Annotated in this window: 20 protein-coding genes and 1 pseudogene; 14 read left to right on the plus strand and 7 right to left on the minus strand. The window is 53.5% G+C overall.

The genetic code is table 11. The features are described 5' to 3' along the window. Positions 1-89: 89 nt before the first annotated feature. From SH528x_RS25055 to SH528x_RS25080, 6 genes are all read left to right on the plus strand, one after another. A complete protein-coding gene (locus tag SH528x_RS25055; RefSeq protein ID WP_442506180.1) occupies positions 90-1,145 on the plus strand; it encodes a hypothetical protein in 1,056 nt (351 codons plus the stop codon). A gap of 372 nt (positions 1,146-1,517) precedes the next feature. Beyond that, positions 1,518-1,844 (plus strand): ArsR/SmtB family transcription factor, encoded by a 327-nt coding sequence (locus SH528x_RS25060; RefSeq protein ID WP_442506181.1) that lies wholly within the window; start codon positions 1,518-1,520, stop codon positions 1,842-1,844. 59 nt (positions 1,845-1,903) lie between these two features. Beyond that, complete coding sequence (arsB, locus tag SH528x_RS25065; RefSeq protein ID WP_442506182.1) at positions 1,904-3,166, plus strand: ACR3 family arsenite efflux transporter; 1,263 nt, start codon at positions 1,904-1,906, stop codon at positions 3,164-3,166. 236 nt (positions 3,167-3,402) lie between these two features. After that, positions 3,403-3,777, plus strand: coding sequence for an arsenite efflux transporter metallochaperone ArsD (arsD, locus tag SH528x_RS25070; RefSeq protein ID WP_442506183.1), 375 nt, complete (start codon positions 3,403-3,405; stop codon positions 3,775-3,777). A gap of 120 nt (positions 3,778-3,897) precedes the next feature. Next, entirely contained in the window at positions 3,898-5,673 is a 1,776-nt protein-coding gene (gene arsA, locus SH528x_RS25075) for an arsenical pump-driving ATPase (RefSeq protein WP_442506184.1), read from the plus strand. Positions 5,674-5,834: 161 nt separating this feature from the next. After that, the gene (locus SH528x_RS25080) at positions 5,835-6,266 is read left to right on the plus strand and encodes an arsenate reductase ArsC (protein WP_442506185.1); all 432 of its coding nucleotides are present in this window, start codon (positions 5,835-5,837) and stop codon (positions 6,264-6,266) included. Positions 6,267-6,663: 397 nt separating this feature from the next. Here the strand turns inward: SH528x_RS25080 and SH528x_RS25085 are convergent, their stop codons facing one another. The 3 genes from SH528x_RS25085 to SH528x_RS25095 form a co-directional block, all read right to left on the minus strand. Continuing rightward, complete coding sequence (locus SH528x_RS25085; RefSeq protein WP_442506186.1) at positions 6,664-7,131, minus strand: hypothetical protein; 468 nt, start codon at positions 7,129-7,131, stop codon at positions 6,664-6,666. Positions 7,132-7,494: 363 nt separating this feature from the next. Further along, the gene (locus tag SH528x_RS25090) at positions 7,495-7,647 is read right to left on the minus strand and encodes a hypothetical protein (protein WP_442506187.1); all 153 of its coding nucleotides are present in this window, start codon (positions 7,645-7,647) and stop codon (positions 7,495-7,497) included. 132 nt (positions 7,648-7,779) lie between these two features. Continuing rightward, a complete protein-coding gene (locus SH528x_RS25095; RefSeq protein ID WP_442506188.1) occupies positions 7,780-8,619 on the minus strand; it encodes a hypothetical protein in 840 nt (279 codons plus the stop codon). Positions 8,620-9,067: 448 nt separating this feature from the next. On the opposite strand from SH528x_RS25095, the gene SH528x_RS25100 reads away from it, so the two are divergent. The 3 genes from SH528x_RS25100 to SH528x_RS25110 are packed head-to-tail and all read left to right on the plus strand — an operon-like array spanning position 9,068 to position 11,834. Then, positions 9,068-10,555, plus strand: coding sequence for a RecQ family ATP-dependent DNA helicase (locus tag SH528x_RS25100; protein ID WP_442506189.1), 1,488 nt, complete (start codon positions 9,068-9,070; stop codon positions 10,553-10,555). A 44-nt stretch (positions 10,556-10,599) separates the two neighbouring features. Then, complete coding sequence (locus SH528x_RS25105) at positions 10,600-10,818, plus strand: DUF2945 domain-containing protein (RefSeq protein ID WP_442506190.1); 219 nt, start codon at positions 10,600-10,602, stop codon at positions 10,816-10,818. Continuing rightward, positions 10,815-11,834 carry an SDR family NAD(P)-dependent oxidoreductase gene (locus tag SH528x_RS25110; RefSeq protein ID WP_442506191.1) on the plus strand — a complete coding sequence of 340 codons (1,020 nt, stop codon included), beginning with the start codon at positions 10,815-10,817 and terminating at the stop codon, positions 11,832-11,834. The genes SH528x_RS25105 and SH528x_RS25110 overlap by 4 nt, the downstream gene beginning before the upstream one ends. Positions 11,835-11,871: 37 nt before the next feature. Here the strand turns inward: SH528x_RS25110 and SH528x_RS25115 are convergent. Continuing rightward, positions 11,872-12,612, minus strand: a pseudogene (locus SH528x_RS25115) (dienelactone hydrolase family protein). Positions 12,613-12,714: 102 nt separating this feature from the next. Then, positions 12,715-14,211 (minus strand): TonB-dependent receptor, encoded by a 1,497-nt coding sequence (locus SH528x_RS25120; protein WP_442506192.1) that lies wholly within the window; start codon positions 14,209-14,211, stop codon positions 12,715-12,717. Positions 14,212-14,531: 320 nt separating this feature from the next. On the opposite strand from SH528x_RS25120, the gene SH528x_RS25125 reads away from it, so the two are divergent. The 3 genes from SH528x_RS25125 to SH528x_RS25135 all read left to right on the plus strand — a co-directional run bounded on the left by SH528x_RS25125 (position 14,532) and on the right by SH528x_RS25135 (position 17,232). Further along, positions 14,532-14,942 carry a hypothetical protein gene (locus SH528x_RS25125; protein WP_442506193.1) on the plus strand — a complete coding sequence of 137 codons (411 nt, stop codon included), beginning with the start codon at positions 14,532-14,534 and terminating at the stop codon, positions 14,940-14,942. A gap of 70 nt (positions 14,943-15,012) precedes the next feature. Beyond that, positions 15,013-15,618: a tetratricopeptide repeat protein gene (locus SH528x_RS25130; RefSeq protein WP_442506194.1), complete on the plus strand. Its 606-nt coding sequence runs from the start codon at positions 15,013-15,015 to the stop codon at positions 15,616-15,618. A gap of 327 nt (positions 15,619-15,945) precedes the next feature. Beyond that, on the plus strand, positions 15,946-17,232 hold the full coding sequence (locus tag SH528x_RS25135) for a cation:proton antiporter domain-containing protein (RefSeq protein ID WP_442506195.1): 1,287 nt from the start codon (positions 15,946-15,948) through the stop codon (positions 17,230-17,232). Between the two features lie 56 nt (positions 17,233-17,288). Here the strand turns inward: SH528x_RS25135 and SH528x_RS25140 are convergent, their stop codons facing one another. Together SH528x_RS25140 and SH528x_RS25145 are read right to left on the minus strand one after the other, a co-directional pair. Then, the gene (locus SH528x_RS25140) at positions 17,289-18,356 is read right to left on the minus strand and encodes a calcium/sodium antiporter (RefSeq protein WP_442506196.1); all 1,068 of its coding nucleotides are present in this window, start codon (positions 18,354-18,356) and stop codon (positions 17,289-17,291) included. A gap of 144 nt (positions 18,357-18,500) precedes the next feature. Further along, a complete protein-coding gene (locus SH528x_RS25145) occupies positions 18,501-19,280 on the minus strand; it encodes a dienelactone hydrolase family protein (protein ID WP_442506197.1) in 780 nt (259 codons plus the stop codon). A gap of 313 nt (positions 19,281-19,593) precedes the next feature. Between SH528x_RS25145 and SH528x_RS25150 the strand changes: the two genes are divergently transcribed. Together SH528x_RS25150 and yidD are read left to right on the plus strand one after the other, a co-directional pair. After that, positions 19,594-20,703: a calcium/sodium antiporter gene (locus tag SH528x_RS25150; protein ID WP_442506198.1), complete on the plus strand. Its 1,110-nt coding sequence runs from the start codon at positions 19,594-19,596 to the stop codon at positions 20,701-20,703. Between the two features lie 2 nt (positions 20,704-20,705). Further along, a complete protein-coding gene (gene yidD, locus SH528x_RS25155) occupies positions 20,706-20,936 on the plus strand; it encodes a membrane protein insertion efficiency factor YidD (RefSeq protein ID WP_442506199.1) in 231 nt (76 codons plus the stop codon). Positions 20,937-21,034: the final 98 nt, after the last annotated feature.

Here is a 21,034-nt window from a genome sequence, read left to right on the forward strand (position 1 = left end):
GATCACAAGGGGACGGTTTACGTACTTGGCACATAACATGCTTCGTAGCGGCAGAGTCTGTTATCACAATCCATTCACGGAGAATACCAATGATGTCCATGCCGAAGAGAAAGCATGTGAGTAGCCAACGAAGAACGCGCAGACTACGCGCGGAGAAACTTGAGCAGCGAAATCTATTGGCGGGTGATGTCACCGTTTCGTTGGACAATGGTTTGTGGCTAGTCGAGGGCGACGCAAGAGACAACCAGCTTGAGATTGTCAGGGATGAAAATTCACTGCGTGTAAAGGGGCTAAAAACAACTACGGTGACGGGGGATGTCGAGGTTGCAGCAGCGGATGTTACAGATATCGTGATACGAACGTTTCAAGGTGACGACGAAATTGAACTCGGTAACTTAGGTGTGATCGAAGGTGACGTCAGTATTCAGACATCCCAGGGAAATGACTCCGTCATTTTTGACGCTGGCGAAGGTGCCGTGGTTTATGTTGGTGGTCGCTTGACAATCGAGACCGGTCAGAGTGCCGACTTGGTGAGTTTTAACGCGAGCGTGGACGCCGATTTTCGAGTCGGCGATGCGTGGACGATTGATACTGGAGCGGGCGGAGACACGGTTGAGTTTAATGCGAAGGACAGCGCTGTCGTAACAGCGGAGGCAACGCTCACGATCAACACCGGGCAAGGACGCGATGATGTTACCTTTAACGCCAGTGATGATGCGAGTGTCGTTGCTGTTGGCAACTTGGCTATCGACATGCAACAGGGAAAAGATTCTCGCGTTGTGTTTGGTGTAAGCGATACTGCCAATGTGATGGCGGGGGGCGAGCTGGCAATCTTGACCGGTCAAGGCAAGGATCGCGTGGCATTTTTGGCCCACGATTCTGCGTCTGTTTTGGTAGGAGGATCGTTGACCATCGAAACCGGTAACGGTCGCGATGTGGTGACGTTTTCGGCGGAAAGCGGTGCACGCGTTGCAGCCGGGGGAGATCTGACGATCGAGACCGGTAATGGCTCTGACACGGTTGAGCTGATCGGTGATGGCACCGTTGAAGTCGATGGCAACATTCTGCTCGATGGCGGAAAGAGCAAGGACACGCTCATTGGTGCTGCTGGCATCCCTTCGGTCAACTTTGAAATTTTCGTTTAAATACTAGCGCCAAGACGCAACGCTGTGAAGCATTTTCTGGTAGCTACCTTCGCCAGAAGGTGGTGACTCGCATTGGATGGCAACCATCCACGCTCTGGCGAGCGTAGCCGGGAAACGCAAATGCTGTAATTTGCCGGCGCTAAATGCTTCACTGCGTTGGCCAAAACGGCCAACCAAATCAGCCGGCTCACGAAGTTGGCGGAGAGGTGGCAGCAAAACAGCGTAACTAAAGATCACAACAACCCCAATGTTTTAGTAGTCCAGCATTAGCATGAAACCAATCGCCATTTTGCTTTGCCCTACACTTTTTCTTGTTGACGACGCTCGCCGATGACGATACTATCAATCGTAGATAGACGATAAAGGAAATGGATGACAAAGTCAGCGACCTCTAAGAAATGCGACTCGACGCCGGTGAAGCTGAAAGCGGATCCGACGGCGGAGGATTTTGCAAAACTCGCTTGGGCGATCGCGCATCCGGCGCGGGTCCAGATCGTGCGACTGCTGATCGGCCGCGAAGCCTGTGTTTGTGGCGAAATCGTCGATCAGTTGCCGCTGGCTCAATCAACAGTTTCCCAGCATCTGAAGATATTAAAAGAGTCAGGCCTGATCCAAGGTGAGGTCGATGGGCCGAAAGTCTGCTACTGCATCAACGCCAAGCGACTCGAACAACTCAAGGCGTTCGTCGAGGGACTGTGACCGCCTTTTTTTTACTTAAGTCTATCGTTTAGCGGCGATAAACGATATTAGCGAGTTCGATGAAAGACAAGAAAATGAATCATCCTGACACCTGCCCCACGGAGAAAAAGGGGATCGGCTTCTTTGAACGGTACCTGACCGTCTGGGTTGGCCTTTGCATTGTCGCCGGAATTGCACTTGGCAAAATCGCTCCGGGAATGGCCAAGTCACTCGACGCCATGGCAATCTATGTCAACGATGCTCCGGTGATTTCGATTCCGATCGCAGTCTGCCTGTTCTTCATGATGTACCCGATTATGGTCAAGATCGACTTTGGAGAAGTCGTAAAAGCGGGCAAATCAATTCAGCCGGTTGGCTTGACCCTGATTCTTAACTGGGCGATCAAACCGTTCACGATGTACGCGATCGCGAGTTTCTTTCTGGGTACGCTGTTTCTTGGCTTCATCGGTCCCGACGCCGTCGATTACGTGAAAGCTCCTTTGGGAAGCAATCTCGAGGTCGGTGCAGCGTATGGTGCGGGGGAAGTGGTATTGGTCGAAGGCGTGAAGATGCTGCAAGTCCCGCTCTGGCGTAGTTACTTGGCGGGGTGCATCTTGCTTGGAATCGCTCCCTGCACCGCCATGGTTCTCGTTTGGGGATTTTTGGCGAAAGGAAACGACGGACACACGCTCGTGATGGTCGCGATTAATTCGCTGACGATGCTCGTTTTGTATGGCGTTCTAGGGGGATTCCTGCTCGGCGTCGGCCAGCTTCCCGTACCTTGGCAGGCGTTGTTGTTGTCGATCGGAGTTTATGTCGCGTTGCCGTTGGCCGCCGGATACATCTCGCGCACATGGCTGATCGCTACCAAGGGAGAAGCCTGGTTTCGTGACAAGTTCTTGCATTTCCTGACGCCGATCACGATCACAGCTCTACTCGCAACGCTGGTATTGTTGTTTTCCTTCAAAGGCGAGACCATCGTTGAAAACCCGTTGACAATTTTATGGATCGCCGTTCCGTTGACGATTCAAACGCTGGTGATCTTTGCACTTGGCTACGGGATCAGCAAAGCGATGGGATTCCCTTACGAGTCCGCTGCTCCAACCGCAATGATCGGCGCATCGAATCACTTTGAAGTTGCGATCGCGACGGCCACAATGTTGTACGGATTGTCATCAGGGGCAGCCCTGGCGACCGTCGTCGGTGTGCTGATTGAAGTGCCTTTGATGCTGGGCTTGGTCAAATTCTGCATCAAAACACAAGGCTGGTTTCCAGCCGAGTCTTCCAACGAAGGCGAATTGAGTGGACCCGATTTAGCATCCCATTCGGAGGCGATCAGATGAATAGCATCAAACATAGAAAATGTTTCGGAAGCATGTTCCCCGAGCGGTTTCAAGTCGGCGAGCACCCTGGGGAATGATGCGAGCCCATCCGAACATTGAGACCGATGTCTCGCAGTGGGACGACTGCCGCCAGTGCCCCGAATTTGACAGTTGCTACCGACTGTGTATGACACAAATCGCACTCGAAACCGCTGTATCAACTAACTAATTGAGCTTTTACTCTTGGAGAATATGTGATGTCCAAAGTGCAAATTTATGACAAGGCCATGTGCTGCTCGACCGGCGTCTGTGGTCCGCAAGTCGATCCGGTGTTGCCCAAGTTCGCAGCCGATCTGGATTGGATCAAAGATCAAGGCCACGAGGTCACGCGATTCAACCTTGCTCAAGATCCAGCCGAGTTTGCCAAAAATGCAACGGTTCAGCAAATGCTTGCCGACGAAGGCGTCGAGTGCTTGCCGCTGGTGATTGTGGATGATCGTGTCGTCAGCCGCAGCGAGTATCCGTCGCGTGAGAAGCTAGCGATGTGGACCGGGACGGCCGTGAAACCAAAGACGACACTGCCGATGGCGTCGGGTTCGGGTTGCTGTGGTGGCAACTCGGGTTGCTGCTAAGCGGTGGCGTGAGGTCAGTGATTGAACGAGGAACTTAGTGACAGGCTAGAAGCCTGATTCGCAATTGATAGCTCCGATGACAGGCTGGAAGCCTACCCCACTTTGAAACCGAGTATTGGAATGCAATTCCTAGAAAAACCGACGCGTAATTTGTTCTTCACCGGCAAGGGTGGAGTGGGCAAGACATCGATGGCGTGTGCGACGGCGGTTCAACTGGCCGACCGTGGACTGCGAGTGCTGTTAGTTTCGACCGACCCGGCATCCAACTTGGACGAAGTGCTTGGCACGACGCTAAGCAATGACCCGACGCCCGTTGAATTGGTGCCGAACCTGTCGGCAATGAACCTGGATCCTGAAACGGCAGCATCGGAATACCGCGAGCGAATGGTGGGGCCGTACCGCGGAGTGCTGCCGGATGCGGCGGTGCGAAGTATGGAAGAGCAGTTCTCGGGTTCATGCACGCTGGAAATTGCGGCGTTTGACGAGTTTTCCAAACTGCTCGGCGATCCACAGGCCACGGCGGAGTTTGATCACGTGATCTTCGATACCGCGCCGACAGGCCACACGCTGCGTTTGTTGACGTTGCCGTCCGCGTGGTCGGGCTTTATCGAAAACAACACCACCGGAACCTCGTGTTTAGGGCCGTTGGCGGGACTGCAAGCACAGACGTTGCTCTACAAACGAACCGTCGAGGCGCTTGCAGATGCCAACTTGACGACACTCGTTTTAGTGACTCGCCCCGAACCGTCCGCGTTTCGCGAAGCTGCGCGATCGAGTATTGAGCTGCAGAACCTGGGAGTAAAGAACCAGCACTTGATTATCAACGGTGTGTTTACTTGCGAATCCTCGAGCGACGCAATCGCAGCGGCGATGCAGCAGCGTGGCGAGCAAGCGATTGCCGAAATGCCGGATGCCATTCGCGACCTCGATCGATCCAACGTTCCTCTCACCAGCAGTGGTTTGATGGGAGTCCCGTCGCTGCGACAGGTCGGCAAGTCAGAGACAGATCAAGCCAACGATGCGGCCGAATTGCCATCGATTGACACCTATCCCGACGGGCTCGGCTCGCTGATCGACGAATTGGCGAGTGTGGGGCACGGGGTGATCATGACGATGGGCAAAGGAGGCGTTGGCAAAACGACCGTCGCGGCTGCAGTCGCGGTCGCACTGGCCGAGCGAGGTTTCGATGTTCACCTTTCCACGACCGACCCGGCGGCTCATATTGCGGCCACGATTGCTGCAGACGAGCAACCAGGGTTGACCGTCGGACGCATTGATCCGGCCAAGGAAACAGCCGACTATACCGAGGAAGTGCTGCAGACCGCGGGCTCCGACTTGGACGCCGACGGAAAAGCATTACTTGAGGAGGATTTGCGATCCCCTTGTACCGAAGAAATCGCGGTGTTCCGTGCCTTCGCCAAAGCGGTCTCCGAAGGCACGAACCGTTTCGTGGTGCTAGATACCGCACCGACAGGGCACACGATCCTACTGCTCGACTCGGCGCTAGCGTACCACCGCGAAGTGACGCGGCAATCGAGCCAGATGCCCGAGTCGGTAGAAAAACTGTTGCCGCGTTTACGAGATCCCGACTTCACTCGCGTGTTGGTCGTCACGTTACCCGAAGCGACGCCGGTTCACGAAGCGGCAAAGCTACAACAAGATTTACGACGCGCCGAGATCGAACCGTTCGCCTGGGTCATCAATCAGAGTCTGGTGCCTCTGTCGGTGACCGATGCAAATCTGCGTCGTCGACAACATCACGAGTTACCCTTTATCGACGAAGTCGGCTCATCGCTGGCGACTCGCGTTGCGATGGTTCCCTGGCAAGTCGAACCGCCGACCGGAATAGCGGGCCTTCGCCGTATCGTCGGTTCCAATAGTTCACTCACGCACTAAGATCGACTTTCAAAAGTTTTCCGATGTAGAACAATTGTCTCAATTGTTCAGCGTTGGGGGCGAGGTGTGCCGGACGAACAATTGAGACAATTGTTCTACAATACTTGGCGACACTGAAAAGCAAACATGACAAACTCTTCAATCCGAATCAAAGAATACGAATGAGTAAGAAGCACGTATTATTTCTCTGCACAGGCAACTCGTGCCGTAGCCAGATGGCCGAAGGCTGGGCGAGGCATTATCACGGCGACGCGATCGAAGCCTACTCCGCAGGCATCGAGGCACACGGAATGAATCCCAACGCGATGCAGGTGATGAAAGAAGCTGGCGTAGATATTTCGGGACAGTCTTCGAAACTGGCGAGCACACTCAGCGACGTGCCACTCGATCTGGTGATCACGGTGTGCGGTCATGCCGACGAAAACTGTCCAGCATTTCTGACCAAAGCAAAGCTGGTCCACGTCGGTTTTGATGATCCACCAAAACTGGCCAAAGAAGCGGCCAGCGAACAAGATGCACTTGACCAGTACCGCCGTGTTCGTGACGAGATCCGCGATTTCGTCAGTGAACGTCTGTCCGATTTGATCCCCTGATTGCAGCCCTTAGCTAAGCAGTTAGGCCGGAATCATTGGGTGGAACCCGTTAGCCGTTTGGGCCAACGCTGTGAAGCATTTTTTTTTCGTGAATTGCGGCGTTTCAACGTAGCGGAAGTCGTCAAGACTTTCGTTGACTGTCCAGGATGCCCGAAACTCTTGACGAGTTCCGCTACCAGAAAATGCTTTACAGCGTTGCGATTGGGCTCTAGCCCCGGTTCAGCTCCGGAACCGTGGCTAGCGCCAAAACGGCCAATTTACTGAAAGACTCCTGCCTAACTGCTTACCATACAAACATCGATCGCTCGCACTTACGAAACAGGGTTTCGAGCGATGTGTGGCGGCCAGTGAAAGAGTCCTGTACAGTCGCAACCGCTTGCGCGGTCACGTGATTGAATCACCAACACGGCAACACTGCGGCCAAACGATCCTCTTGGAACATGATCATCGTCATCCCCGCTTGTTCATCAAGCCAGACATAGGTGACGACGCCCTCCGGGTCTCCTGCTTTGCCCATGGCAACTCTTTCCGGCTCGCCAATCTTCTGGATGACCGCATCGTAAGAGGTCCCAGGTTTGATCCGGCGAAGAGCCGCGTCCAACATGTCGCGGGCCCAGACCTGCTTCTGTAACTCGGATTTGTCGACTCCGTGCGACCTAAGACACGCTTCATCGTCGACATCAATCAAGACAAACTCCCCAACTCCGCTCGACTCCGCAGCTTGCCTCGTTGCGGGTTGGAGCAAACTTGCTGCTACCCCCGTCCATTGCGGAATTTCGATCTCGACAAGGTGATCATAAATGTGGTCTTTCCCGCACCCGGCGGCAACTCCAATCACCGCAATCAATAGCAACACCCGAATCATCTTGCACCTTCGTATCCGAATAAACTGACAGCAGGAGACCCCGACCATCCTAACGCAACCATCAGGTGTCAACACAACCCAGATAGCAAGAAAGTGTATAGAGATCAAAAAAATATCGAGTCGATGGAAATCTGTACATTTGATCGGAGTCCCACCCTTCCACTCGATTTTGCCGCTGCAATCCTTCGCCGAGAATGCCGGTGCGTGATTACGACGCCTCTGCTGCAACCTATAGAGACTATGCTGCTATATCAGAGTTTGAATCGAGTGCCGGCGAGATTCACTCGGCGTTTTACGGGACTATGGCATTGGGCGCTAGCCTCGGGCTTTGACGCAACTTGCTTCATACCAAACGGCCCGCGGCTAGCGCCGTCGGCTCACTACAGTATCAAAGTTGGTGACATTGGCCACGTGCGGTGCGGCGACCGTGTTTTGCGGCATCGACCTATAGACTTTGACCGGAAAGATAATCCCATTTTGTGGGATCTCGCGAGCAAAGTTGAAAATGAGATTCATTGTCAACTCACACTTAGTCGCCCACCCAAACATCCCATTCCGCCCTAGCTTGCCTAATGCCCGCGGAGGAGCGATCGTTAAACATTAGGGAAGCGACATCCACGCTCCGTATTCCAACACCATTAAGTATGTCTAATCTTGATGATCTTCGATTTTGGATTTGAATCGTGAATCGTTCTTCTCGATCAACTCTTTTATTTGGTTGACACGATCTTCGCTTAACTCGCCCGATTCTAGGTTGGCTTTTAATTTTGACTCGATTTTGGTTTCTTTGACCTTCTGCCATTTTTGCCAAGCCTCGTCTTTACTCAGATGCCCGGACTCAACGGCGTGTTTTAGATCCATTAACATCATCTCAACCCAATCAACAATGGCTTCCGTTGTGGCGTTGTGGCGATCGGAAAGTCGATCAAGGTCCCTATCCTGGTCGCGTGGTCCAGGACGGTGACGCTCGGCTTGTTGAAAACGAGTGGCCAAATTCATCACAGTCGCAATCTGTTCATCCGTTAGATCCAATTCGCTTTTCAAGTGATGACGTGTATCAGGACTGATCCCGACTCGCTGATCGGTGGAACGCATCGCACTAAACAGTCGCGAGAGGACTTGCATCGTTCTGCCGAGCCGCTCGCCATGGATTCCTTCGGCTTCTAATGTTTTGCGGGCTTGATTTTGTATCGCGTCATCAACGCCGAGCCGACGCAGCTGTTCTCGCACTTCAAGCTGATGCTCACGTCCATGCTCTCGTTCTTCGCGTTCTCGGAGTTCTTGGTTTTCTGCGAACTCATGCAATGAATTCAGCATTACGCTCGCCTGTTGGAGTGTAAGTTCGCCATCGGCGACGATCCCTCCTAAACGTCGCTCAATGATCTCGAAATCCTGAGCCATCAAACTCGATAACGCTCCCGTGCTGGCGATCATGCTGACGCCGTATAACGCGAGGCAGCGAATTGGAAAGTTTACTGAGACAATCATGCGAATCCCCTATTTGAATGGATGCCTGAACCCAGCCGTCATTGTCTAAAGCCAAGTCATTGAAAGCAAGATTGAAGTTTCAGTTCGAATCATCGTCTTAGTCCGCGTGTTTCAACGATTCCAGCATTTGGCTGATTGACCATTTGCCCCGATGGTCAAAGTCCGATCAACACGATTGCGAACGCCCATTGCGTGTCTCACGATGGTTTACCGATTTCCGCATCGTTTTTCACGGGATAAATGACGGAATTCAGAATTATTGGATTTCGTCCATCGAGCGGGAACGCAAATTGCGTTAACGCTTTCCGAAATCAAGCCGCCGTGTTTCTCTCGTTATACGCTCGCGGGCGTAATTACAGGATGTGTTTCTGTATGCACATTCGTTTTCCTATCGAACCCGGCGGTTGTTCTTCCCTCTCTTAGCAAAATTTCACTTTTTGAGATTGCTGTGACCTCCATTAAACAACTCCGTAATCGACTCAGTGAAGATTTCGGTTTTAAAAAGTTTCGTCCTGGTCAATCCGAGGCATGCAAAGCTGCGATGGAAGGACGGGACACGTTAATCCTGATGCCCACTGGCTCAGGCAAAAGCTTGTGTTACCAGCTTCCCGGGCTTGCACTCGAGGGCGTGACGGTGGTGGTCAGCCCGCTAATTTCGTTGGCCGAAGACCAGGCAAAGCACATCCGCGAACTCGGATGCGAAGCTGCGATTTTAAACAGTTCCAAGTCGGCGAAACAGCTCCGCGAGTTTCATCATGATATCCAATCGGGAAAAGCCGAATTTGTCTTTACAACTCCCGAGCGTCTTCAGCAATCCGATATATGCCAATTGCTGAGCGAGGTGGGAGTCGATTTGTTCGTGATCGATGAAGCGCACTGCGTCAGCGAATGGGGCCACGACTTTCGTCCCGACTATTTGTGCTTGCATTACGCCCGCAAACGACTTGGCAATCCTCCGACGCTCGCGATGACAGCTACCGCGTCGCCACAAACGATCGACCAAATTGTCAGCTGCCTGAAACTTTCCGATCCGGCAATTGTGGCAACAGGAACTCACCGGCCCAATTTGCGTTTGTCAGTGATGGCGTCCTACGGCGATGAGGAAAAGGAGCGTCAGCTTCGATCGCTCCTAGGCGACGAATCGGATTTGATCGCCAATGAGCCAGCGATCGTGTATTGCGCTACCACCAACACCGTTGAACGGCTTTGCAGCAAACTTTCGGACCTGCCGATGCCGACGCTGGCGTACCACGGCAAGATGAAAAAAACGGACCGAATTGCGTCACAGGAAGCGTTCATGAACGGCCCTGCTGCAGTGATGTTCGCGACCAACGCCTTTGGATTGGGTATCGACAAACCTGACATCCGGCGAGTCATTCATCATGACATACCGGGCTCGATTGAAGCCTATTACCAAGAGTTTGGCAGGGCAGGCCGCGACGGAGAACTAGCGGCATGTACGCTACTGTACGATCGCGAAGATTTGCGACTACAGAAACTGTTCGCTGGCGGCAGCCTCGATTCCTCGCAATTGCGAACTGCGCATCACACATTAATTCAAGGCGTCGAGCGATATGGTGATGACACCGGATCGGTTTCGCTCAAAGACCTAAAACAGATAAGTCCATTAGGGCAGCAAACTCTAAAAAACTGCTTTCAACATCTGGCGTCTGCCGGTTTAGTGGCTCCCTCAGGCCGCGGCCAATGGACGTGTCTCATCGACCGAATCGACCACGAAGTGACGGACCGGTTAGCAGACGAGTCGCGTTTACGGAGCGAACACCGGCGCATCGCATTGGACCAAATGGTTCAGTATGCCGAATCGGCTGAGTGTCGTTGGTCACGGATCGCAAAACATTTTGCGACGCAGGATGAACAAGCTGGATCGGAATGTTGTTGCGACAATTGCGTCGTCCAAGTGGCAAGTGTGGCTTAGCCCGAACCGCGATGCAACCAAATCGATTTTCCACGGAGACAATCATGACACAGAAATTCAGAGTCAACCAATACGTCTGCTGGAATTACGGCAGCGGTACAGCGAAGGGACAAATCAAAGAGTCCTACAAACAGAAAGTCACTAAGACGATCAGATGCAGCGAAATCACGCGAAATGCAAGCGAAGACGAACCGGCCTATTTGATCGAGCAAGAAGACGGTGATGAAGTGCTGAAAAGCGAAAGTGAGTTAACGGATGCATGAATAAGCTTACAAAATTGGCGATCACCGCCGCAGCGGCTTATGGTGGATTGCAATTGGTCCGCACCGTGGCCCGACGCAACCGCGAGTTTTCTTGGCGTGACAAACGTGTTGTAATTAGCGGCGGGTCACGCGGTCTAGGACTCGTTCTGGCTCGACAACTTGCCGATCAAGGGGCTCGGCTGGCAATTTGTGCTCGCACCGCCGACGATCTAAACGTCGCAGCGAGCGAACTGCGTCAACGCGGTGCCGAGGTTGTCGCAAAACCATGCGACGTCCGCGACAAAACGCAAGTTGCCCAGTTCATCGAAGAGGTTGCACAAAATTTTGGTGGCATTGACGTGCTAATCAACGTTGCGGGGATCATCACGGTCGGTCCATTGGACTCGATGACGATGGATAATTTCGAAAACTCGATGAGAACGAATTGCTGGGGCGCCCTGCACACCGTTCTGGAAACACTTCCCCATATGAGGAATCAGGGATGGGGTCGGATCGTCAACGTCGCTTCGGTTGGCGGTAAACGAGCGGTGCCTCACATGTTGCCGTACGCGGCAAGCAAATTTGCCTTGGTTGGACTTTCCAACGGGTTGCGAGCCGAATTGAAACAAGAAAACATTTTTGTCACCACCGCCTGTCCCGGATTGATGTGTACGGGAAGTCCTCGAAACGCGATTTTCAAAGGCCAACATCGCGATGAGTACGCATGGTTCAGTATCGGAGACTCGATACCGGGAATGGCGATGAACGCGGAAACGGCAGCGAACCAAATTTTGACCGCGTGCCAACATGGACGAGGTGAGGTGTTCATTCGCAATCCGCTGAATTTCACAATTGGATTGCAGCAAATGTTCCCCGAGCTTACGAACGAGATCCTCGCGATCGCAGCTCGAGTGCTTCCCGAGATGGGCGGGATCGGCCGCTGTGCAGCCAAGGGAAATCAAAGTGAATCGAATTGGTCGCCTTCGGTGTTGACCACGCTATCGCAGCACGCGGCAGTGCAAAACAACGAGGTTTAACAGATCAAGCTAGCTTCGAGACGCGAGTAAAATCGAATCACTTCAGATGGCTGGTAAAGTGCTGACACATCATGCCGTTTAAGAGGTGAGCGAGTTCGGGATCGTAGCGGTGGCCTACGTCTCACATAAAGGCATGTTCGCCATTGACTTCGTGCCAACTGAATCGCGTGCCCACTGCGGTCATGGCATCGTAGATTAAACGACGACCTTCGTCAGGGACATGTGGATCTTGACGTCCCCAAACCATCATCATCTCGGCATCAATTTCAGGAATTCGGTCCAAGCTATCGTCGCACATTCCTTTGCCCAAACTGCGTTTGTGAATGTCGGTCGCGTAGAAACAGACAGCGGCTTTCACCTGATTGTTCATGGCAGCGCGAAATGCGAGATGTCCGCCCAGACAGATCCCGACGGTGCCGATCCGCCCGCTGCACAGCGAATCGTTTTGCAGAAAATCGATCGCAGCCCGTGCGTCCGCGTCGTAGCTGGCGAGTTCCTTGGTCGTTTTCAGGGTATTGCCACGTTCGGTCCCGACGGCGTCATAGGCAAACGCTTCACTGGGCTCGGTGAATTCGTGATAGACGTCGGGGACCGCGACGATGAAGCCATGACCCGCGATCATCGCTGCGGTGCGTGCGATCGGTTCGGTCATCTGGTAGATTTCAGCGAACAGGATCACGCCTGGGAATTTACCGTCGCGATCAGGGCGAAACAGATGAGTTCGCATCAATCCATAAGGCGTCGTCAGATCCACATTTTCAACAGGCTTGATTCGCATTCGAGTTTTCCAAGATCGGCAAAAGGAATGCGGCAATCAAGCCGCACATTTTCGCCATGATCATAGAGCATCACGACAAAGCATGTCGATGGTGACCGCAAATCAGTGTGATTGCACTTGCGCCAATGGAATTAATCCGTTGCCGACTGCGAGGGGAGCGATGGCTGGTCGTGATTTCTCGATCGCCTTCACCGCCTTCGGACGTCGACAACCAAAGAAGCCTCGCTGTTGAATCAACGCGGCGACTTCGGAAGGCACGTGCTCTGTCCAACTCGGATCGCCTGATTGGATTTGTTCCAGGACTTCACGCGAGAAGGTGCCGAGGTGCTCGGGATTGTAATCGTCGAGTTGTTCGATGCATCCTTTGTCGACCAAGTATTGGTACAAGGTGCGAATTTCCTCGGCGATTTTGAGGTTGTCCACCGTCGTCAGTTCGCCCGATTTGCGATCCAGTAACGGGTAAATATAGAGTTTCAAATCGTTCTTGAACAAACGTCCAAACGACTCGAGGATGCCGCCATCAAGTTTGGTGTAATATTTTTCGTCGAACAACTCAACAAGGCTGGCGGCGCCCATCGTGATGCCAATTTTCTTTTTGGTATGGCGAGCCAAGTAGGCGGCAAGTCGATAGTATTCGAAGTAGTCCGAAATCAAGACCGTCATGCCGCTGGCCGCGAGCAGATCGACGCGTGCGAGAAAGTCTCGTAGATCGATGTCACCGTTGGCCTGCAAATTCTTCATCGTGATTTCAGCAAGCGAGACGACTTCGTTTGCGTCCACGTCGGCTTCGGCTTGGAATTTTTCTTTTGCTGCTTCGAGCATGTCGACATTGACATTGGTGAGCGGTCGAAAACTGCCACGCTCGACCAATATTGGCTTCTTGTAGAGCACTTCAGAGGGCTGAAGCACTTCTCCGTTGGCCGAAAACATTGCCGCACTGCTGAGCCCTAGCTGAACCAACCGCAGACTCATCACACGATTGTCCACGTGACGGAACGCAATTCCTGAGAACTCGATCATGTCAATTTCGATCCGACGTGTGCTCAAGTTATCAAGCAACGATTCGATCAATTGATCAGGTTCATGATTTAGAAAGAAGGCACCATACAACAAATTGACACCGACGATGCCGAGGGCTTCCTGCTGTAGCGCGTTTTCGGTATCGAGCATACGAACGTGAAGAATGATTTGGCTGTCTTGGTCACGTGGGTGAGCCTGGAATCGAATTCCCATCCAACCATGGCAATCGTTGGTGCCATGAAAATTGCGAGCCGATACGGTATCGGCAAACGCAAAGAAGGCAGTGGTATCGCCGCGGCTTTCACGCAAACGCTCGAGGTTCAGTGCATGTTCGTGGTCGAGCATGTCCTGCAGTCGTTGGCGACAAACATAGCGTTCGCAATGACCATAAATCGCATCGCTAACGGACATATCGTACGCCGACATGCTTTTGGCGATCGTTCCGGCAGCACCGCCCACGCGAAAGAACCAGCGGACGACTTCTTGGCCCGCGCCAATTTCGGCGAACGATCCATAACGACGTGCGTCTAAGTTCACCGCAAGTGCTTTGCGTTCCGTGTTCGGTCGTTCCGTTAACATGCCTAATCCCCAATCGTGGCCCCAAAAATTACTGCAACGTATAGGTATGGATTGCATAAAGCGTGCGGGCTGGGGAATTCGGTGCAATTAAATGGATTTCGTCGACTCGGTATCCCTAGGGCTGACACAGTTGACACAATCGAGCTTCATTCCCGCAGTATCGTGACTTCGTAAAATTTTTCGAAGGCGCTCTTGCTAACGATCAGCGGCATCCGATAATTGAGTCAGATGTTGCGATCGTGTCTTAATACGCGGTTCGCAACCGAGCTTTCCCAGATTAGGGCCAGATCAAGATGGCCGATAATTAGACAGCATTTCAGATGGCCCAACGGCAACTTCCTAGTGACGTCTCACTCTTGGCATTTTTGCCGAGCCGGTGGCATCTTGCTTGTCGCCAGCCTCTGATGCTGTTGATTTTCGCCGCGGCATTCGTCCAGTTGATGCCAATCGGGATCAGCCAGGGTGCGGATCACGGATCGAACATCGCAGCGGGCGTCGCCGATGTCAGTTCCGATGCGAAAGTGGCTATCGAAGTCGTTCGCCCCGCAGGCCAGAGCAGCCAACTACTCGAAGATCGACCCGAGTCACTCAAGACGCTCGATTTCGGTTTTGCCTCGATTGCTCAGGCTAAATCATCTCTTCCGCCGTGGCACCGCCGTGATTGCGTCACCGCATCCGACGCAGGCGTTTCAGCAACTCTCGTGGACTTGCACGTGCGATTACAGATTTAGACGAACCGTTTGGTTCGCTTTTAATCTGTTTTTTCTTTATGCAATTGTTCTTTCAAAGAGAGTCAATCCTATGTCCGCGCGCACACAGAAACACCCCCGTAAACAAACCGTTTCCTCATCGTTGGTGGCTACCCCAAAGAATGCCGCTCCGCTGCATCCCGCACTCGTACGCGTGTCGAATCTGATCCGTCGACGCGATTATCAAGCGGCAGCCGAGCTGCTGCGATCCGCGGGACGTGAACCTTCGGTTCGCAATACACTTGGAGTCTGCTTGTTGCGACTCGGTCACGTCGAGGAAGCGTTGTCGGTGTATCGCCAGTTTGTCTTGCAGCCAGGAAGTGTCACCGAACGAGCTGACGTCAGCAACGTATGCAAACGCAACTTTGCAATGGCACTGCTGATGAAAGGCTCGCCGAGCGGTGCTCTCGACGTGATCACCGAAACACGTGAGCCCGATCACCCGATGGCCGTTCGCATCCGAGCAGCAGTCAAATCGTGGGAAAAGTCGCTGTCTTGGCTGCGACGAATTGATTGGAAACTCAATCGCATCGAGCCACCTCGATGCCAGGTTCCTATCGATTTCGAGCCCGGCGAGTTTGAATTCGAATTTGAAACTGACACGTTTCAACGTCGAACCGATACACCGACTGACAACCCGCTGGAGCTTGCCGTTTAAGCCCGTCGGCAGCACGGATAAGTCGCGATAGCGACGGCTGGAGGTAGCCCCGGACGCGAGTCCGGGGACAATGCTTTCATGTCGTCGCGTTGCGACTCGGGTTCGCTTGGTTTTTCCGAACCACGGACTCACGTCCGTGGCTATTGCCTGACGTCACGTCGTGACTCACCATTCGCGAATCGGAGAAACTGAGACACATGACAACACGTAATCGTTGTCTATAATCATTCGCGGATGACGCGGGGTGCGTTGTCTGTCGCCGAGTGGTGCATCGACTTTGCGAACGGATCGCTGACCGATGCGTGAATACGTGTTTACTCGTCGACAATGAACAACCTTGACTTAACGCTGCATCTGTTCCTTCAGATCGCCGTAATCTTGTTAGTGTGCCGCGGCGTCGGATGGGTGGCGGCGAAATTCGGCCAACCGCAAGTCGTGGCGGAGATGATTGCGGGTGTCGCTCTGGGGCCCTCGCTGTTTGGTCTTTGGCTGCCCGAGTGGCAGCAATCGCTGTTTCCTTGGGATCCGACTCAAACGACGCGAGATTCGCAAAGCTATCTGTATCCGATTTCACAGCTCGGATTGGCGCTCTACATGTTCGTGGTGGGGATGGAATTCCGCATCGATATTGTTCGCCAACACTTTCGTAGCTCGCTCGCCGTTTCGATCGCGGGGATGCTGGTTCCATTTGCCTTGGGTTCGGTGCTGGCGTGGTTCTTCGTTCGTCATACGTCGATGTTCATGCCGCAAACCGGCATGATCGAAGCAATGTTGTTCTTGGGTGCATCGTTGTGCATCACCGCGTTTCCGATGCTGGCCCGGATCATTCACACCAAAGGCCTCGCGGGAACTCGAATGGGAACGGTCGCGATCGGGGCCGGCGCGATTGACGACGCTGCAGCTTGGTGCCTGTTAGCACTGGTGCTGGCCAGCTTTGACGATAACTTCTCGTTGGCATACTGGAGCATCGGAGGCGGCATCGCATTCGTACTGACCGCCGTGGTCGTGCTTCGACCACTGTTGAGCCGATTGCTTGGCGGGCATCGTCCAAATGAAGACTCGTTGCATCCTGCGAGCTTGGCGATCGCGTTAGCGTGTATGTCGCTGGGGGCTTGGTTCACCGACATGATTCACTTGCACGCAGTGTTTGGTGCCTTCATCATCGGCACAGTGATCCCACGTGGAGCGGTGACTCGCGAATTGATCCAGCGAATCGAGCCGCTCACGGTTGCGATCTTGTTGCCCCTGTTCTTTACCTACTCGGGTTTGAATACACGCATCACGGTCCTGGACAGTGTCTATCTGTGGGCGTTGTGCGGAATTGTGCTATTGATTGCTGTGGTTGGAAAAGGAGCGGCATGTGCGATGGCAGCTTGGAAGACCGGTGTTCCCGGGCGTGAATCACTCGGGATCGGGGTACTGATGAACGCGCGAGGATTGATGGAATTGATCGTGATCAATATCGGCTTGCAACGCGGATTGATCTCCGAAGAACTGTTCGTCGTGTTGGTGTTGATGGCAATCGTGACAACTTTGATGACTTCGCCGATTTTTGACTGGCTAGTCCAGCGATCACCCGATGAATCACCGTCTTCGAGCGATCTGCGCTCATAGCGTTATGATCGCGGAGCGATCAACGACGATGATTTCGCTCACAAATTTTTGTCGATTTAGGTGCGAGCTGGAGACTCGAGCCGCTTGTGTTTCCAGGCAAAATAGCTGACGACCACGCAAACGGTTGGCAGTAATCCAAAAACGAGCAATGTTCTCATAGCCGGAACCCATTCCAACTGCATCGCCCCGCCAATCAGCACCCCGTTGTAAATCAGGTACAACACCAGCATTACGATACCTTCGCCACGAGACACGATCGCGTGCGAGAGGAAGATTGGCCAACAGAGAACTGCGACCCAAACCATGACGGCAAGGTCGAACCACAGCACCGCACTGGCGACCGGAACGCCGGACGTCCCTAACACCGATGCGGTTGCCAAGACCATCAACAGATTGAACACGTTGCTGCCAACAATGTTTCCGACCGCAATATCACGCTGGCCTCGCGCGGCAGCCACAATCGACGTTGCCAACTCGGGTAGCGAGGTTCCCGCAGCAACAATGGTCAAACCGATCACCAAGTCGCTGACGCCAAATTGCCGTGCGATGACGGTTGCCGAATCGACCAGTAGATCGGCACCGAAAACCAACAATCCTAGACCGAGCAACAACAAGCCAAGGTTCCCAATCAGCTTTCGTCGCGACACCGGTGCCTCGGCTTGCAGTTCGTCGGGGTTGGATTCTTTGCGGCCCGCTCGAATCAACCATCCCGTATAGAACAAAAACGCCGCTAACATGCAGCCGCCTTCCCAGCGCTGAATGGTACCGTCATAGGCAGCCATCCATACTACGATCGAGGCGGCGATCATGATTGGCACATCCAAACGAACGAGCTGCGATGATACCGACAAGGGAACGATGACGGCGGAAACGCCCAGGATCAACAACACATTAAAAATGTTGCTGCCGACGACGTTGCCCAGCGCGATCGCCGCGTCTCCCTTCAGACTTGAGACGGAAGAAACCGCCAGCTCCGGCGCACTGGTTCCAAACGCCACGACGGTCAAACCGATCACCAGTGGCGAAATACGAGCCGCCTCCGCCAACGTCACTGCACCCCGCACAAGAAACTCTGCCCCCACGACCAAAATGGCCAAACCGAGCAACAGCAATACGTAGGTCATGTTGGAAATTGGACTCTGGGTTCGGTGAAAAAGAAGCTGAACGCAACGATCAATCTATCGCGAATTATACACCGCGATAGCTGGCAACCCCAAAAGGGTGCGCCGAAAGTCTTGGCGACTTTCGCTAACGCCTTAATGCTTGGCTCAATCAAACAGTTCGGCAAAAAACGCTTTCATCGCAACCCACGATCGATGATCGGCTTTGGCGTTGTAGGCGGCACCGCGAGCGTTGTCATTGCCCGCCATTGGCTGAGTGAACGAATGCACGGCACCGGAGTAGTAGATCATTTGCCAATCGACACTTGCATCGTTGAACTCTTTTTTCATGGCATCGATGTCGCCTTCGGGAACAAATGGATCATCGGCTCCGTGACAAATCAGCACTTTGGCCTTGATATTCTTGCCATCTTCGGGACTCGGCGAATCGAGTGCTCCATGAAAACTGACGACACCGTCGACATCGGCACCACTGCGAGCCAGCTCGAGCACGCCTTTGCCGCCAAAGCAGTATCCGATCGCGGCAATGTGTTTGGCATCCACGCCCTTTTGTGACAACAGTTGTTTCAGGCCCAGATTCAGACGTTTCCGGTACAACGCCGAGTTGTTTTTAAACGTTCCCGAAAGCTTTGCCGCTTCCTGCGGATTCGCCGGCCGGTTGCCTTTGCCATAAATGTCCAGTGCAAATGCGACGTAGCCCAATTCCGCCAACTGCTTGCATCGGCCTTGCTCGTAATCGGTTTGCCCCATCCATTGGTGGGCCACCAAGATCCCCGGCGTCGGATCCGTGATTGCGGCGGGATCCCAAGCGACAAAGCCTTCGAGCGTCACGTCGCCATCCTGATAAGTGACCTCTTTGGTTTGCACTTCCGCTTGTACCTGCGATAGACAAATCCCAGCAATTAACAACGCAAAGACGATACGCATCAAAATTCACCTCGTAGTTTGACTTGTAGAAAGGGAACGCGGGGCCGCATCGATCGTTGCGGCTTGCGGACGAACGTCTGATTTTACTGAAACATGGCCTTAGCGTCAGCCGCACCGGGGCGTGTGTCAGGCGATGGATGAAGATCCGGTTAATGCCGGATTGCTTGCGGATTACTTCCACTCGCGAGCCAATCTTCGAGAATGAAACGATTTTCGCCGTCGGCCAACGCATGTTCCTCGATTCTTACTTTCCGCTTAGAATCGTCATCTCGAACCACTGCCCCCCTCTTGTTACGAAAAGATTGATTCCCAGATGACCTACGTGTTGCTTCTCGTCGGACTTGTGATTCTTGTGGTCGGAGCGGAATTGCTGGTACGCGGTTCGGTCACGCTTGCTGCATTTGCAGGCGTCTCGCCCCTAATCATCGGCTTGACCGTGGTCGCGTTTGGCACCAGTGCTCCCGAGCTTGCCGTTTCCTCGGTTTCAAGTTTGAAAGGGGATTCAGAAATCGCGTTGGGCAACGTGATCGGCAGCAACATTTGTAATATTTTGCTGATCCTGGGAATCTCGGCAGTGATCGTGCCGCTGGCGGTTTCGTCACAATTGGTTCGTTTGGACGTGCCGGTGATGATCGTGTCATCCTTGGCAGTGTGGGGGACCGCCTATGACGGCACCATCAGCCGTGTCGAAGGAATCCTGCTGTTTCTGGGATTTGTCCTCTATACCATTTACATGATTCGCAAAGGTCGACGTGAGGAAGCGTCGCGGCGAAGTGCAATCGAGTTGGATCCAGATTTCGAAGCCCATCCAACATTGTCGGTCGGGCAGGCCGTTTTGAATGCGATCTACATTCTGGTTGGCTTGGGATTGCTTGTGTTGGGAGCTCAATTGTTAGTGGATTCGGCAGTAAAAATTGCCACCGAATTTGGCATCAGCGAAATCGTGATAGGGTTGACCATTGTCGCGATCGGGACGTCGCTTCCCGAGTTAGCAACGTCGGTGGTAGCGGCGATGAAAGGCCAACGTGATTTGGCTGTCGGAAACGCCGTTGGCAGCAACATGTTTAACTTGATGATCGTGTTGCCGGCGGCTGCTGTGTTGTCGCCCGCAGGCGTTCCGGTGACGACTTCGGTGCTATGGTTTGACCTCGCCGCGATGACGATGATCGCCCTGATTTGTTGGCCTATTTTCATTAGCCGCTCGACCGTGTCGCGTTTCGAGGGTGCCGTGATGTTGGGATTGTTTGCCATGTACACCACCATCCTGATCGCGGAAGCCACGAAATACGGATCCGTCCAAACACTGAAAACTGGGTATTCCGTTTTCATCCTGCCAGCAGTGATCGCGGTCGTCAGTATCGCCGCGTTGATTCATCTACGAGGCGGGCGCGGTGAGTCTGCTGTCGCGCAATCAAAGACCTAGGCATGTTCAAAACGATTCACCACTGGATCATCGTTCTCGTGCTTGCCCCCATCCGTTTTTATCAGATGGCGATCAGCCCGATGCTGGGTCCGCACTGTCGTTTTACGCCCACGTGCAGCCAGTACGCGGTGGAAGCGATCCGCAAACACGGCGTTCTACGAGGCAGCTTCAAAGCAGTCTGGCGAATACTCCGCTGCCATCCCTGGAACCCGGGTGGTTATGACCCGCCTTGAGGCGATTGTGATGGTGTGTGCGTTCCCACTGCCATGCCCGATCTTCGCTTCGCTGCGATCCGGCCTACGACAAACTCAACTTTAACAACCTCAAGCGA

This window comes from Novipirellula methanifontis (assembly GCF_052161655.1).
Taxonomy (GTDB): domain Bacteria; phylum Planctomycetota; class Planctomycetia; order Pirellulales; family Pirellulaceae; genus Novipirellula.

What these genes read in the sequence shown, in the direction of transcription:
- SH528x_RS25130 (WP_442506194.1), top strand. Translation starts at nt 15,013, where the DNA reads ATGTCCGCGCGCACACAGAAACACCCCCGTAAACAAACCGTTTCCTCA.
- SH528x_RS25140 (WP_442506196.1), bottom strand. Translation starts at nt 18,356, where the DNA reads ATGACCTACGTATTGCTGTTGCTCGGTTTGGCCATTTTGGTCGTGGGG.
- arsB (WP_442506182.1), top strand. Translation starts at nt 1,904, where the DNA reads ATGAAAGACAAGAAAATGAATCATCCTGACACCTGCCCCACGGAGAAA.
- SH528x_RS25110 (WP_442506191.1), top strand. Translation starts at nt 10,815, where the DNA reads ATGAATAAGCTTACAAAATTGGCGATCACCGCCGCAGCGGCTTATGGT.
- SH528x_RS25090 (WP_442506187.1), bottom strand. Translation starts at nt 7,647, where the DNA reads ATGAATCTCATTTTCAACTTTGCTCGCGAGATCCCACAAAATGGGATT.
- arsD (WP_442506183.1), top strand. Translation starts at nt 3,403, where the DNA reads ATGTCCAAAGTGCAAATTTATGACAAGGCCATGTGCTGCTCGACCGGC.
- SH528x_RS25120 (WP_442506192.1), bottom strand. Translation starts at nt 14,211, where the DNA reads ATGTTAACGGAACGACCGAACACGGAACGCAAAGCACTTGCGGTGAAC.
- SH528x_RS25145 (WP_442506197.1), bottom strand. Translation starts at nt 19,280, where the DNA reads ATGCGTATCGTCTTTGCGTTGTTAATTGCTGGGATTTGTCTATCGCAG.
- SH528x_RS25060 (WP_442506181.1), top strand. Translation starts at nt 1,518, where the DNA reads ATGACAAAGTCAGCGACCTCTAAGAAATGCGACTCGACGCCGGTGAAG.
- SH528x_RS25095 (WP_442506188.1), bottom strand. Translation starts at nt 8,619, where the DNA reads ATGATTGTCTCAGTAAACTTTCCAATTCGCTGCCTCGCGTTATACGGC.
- SH528x_RS25125 (WP_442506193.1), top strand. Translation starts at nt 14,532, where the DNA reads ATGGCCCAACGGCAACTTCCTAGTGACGTCTCACTCTTGGCATTTTTG.
- SH528x_RS25085 (WP_442506186.1), bottom strand. Translation starts at nt 7,131, where the DNA reads ATGATTCGGGTGTTGCTATTGATTGCGGTGATTGGAGTTGCCGCCGGG.
- SH528x_RS25135 (WP_442506195.1), top strand. Translation starts at nt 15,946, where the DNA reads ATGAACAACCTTGACTTAACGCTGCATCTGTTCCTTCAGATCGCCGTA.
- arsA (WP_442506184.1), top strand. Translation starts at nt 3,898, where the DNA reads ATGCAATTCCTAGAAAAACCGACGCGTAATTTGTTCTTCACCGGCAAG.
- SH528x_RS25080 (WP_442506185.1), top strand. Translation starts at nt 5,835, where the DNA reads ATGAGTAAGAAGCACGTATTATTTCTCTGCACAGGCAACTCGTGCCGT.
- SH528x_RS25150 (WP_442506198.1), top strand. Translation starts at nt 19,594, where the DNA reads ATGACCTACGTGTTGCTTCTCGTCGGACTTGTGATTCTTGTGGTCGGA.
- SH528x_RS25055 (WP_442506180.1), top strand. Translation starts at nt 90, where the DNA reads ATGATGTCCATGCCGAAGAGAAAGCATGTGAGTAGCCAACGAAGAACG.
- yidD (WP_442506199.1), top strand. Translation starts at nt 20,706, where the DNA reads ATGTTCAAAACGATTCACCACTGGATCATCGTTCTCGTGCTTGCCCCC.
- SH528x_RS25105 (WP_442506190.1), top strand. Translation starts at nt 10,600, where the DNA reads ATGACACAGAAATTCAGAGTCAACCAATACGTCTGCTGGAATTACGGC.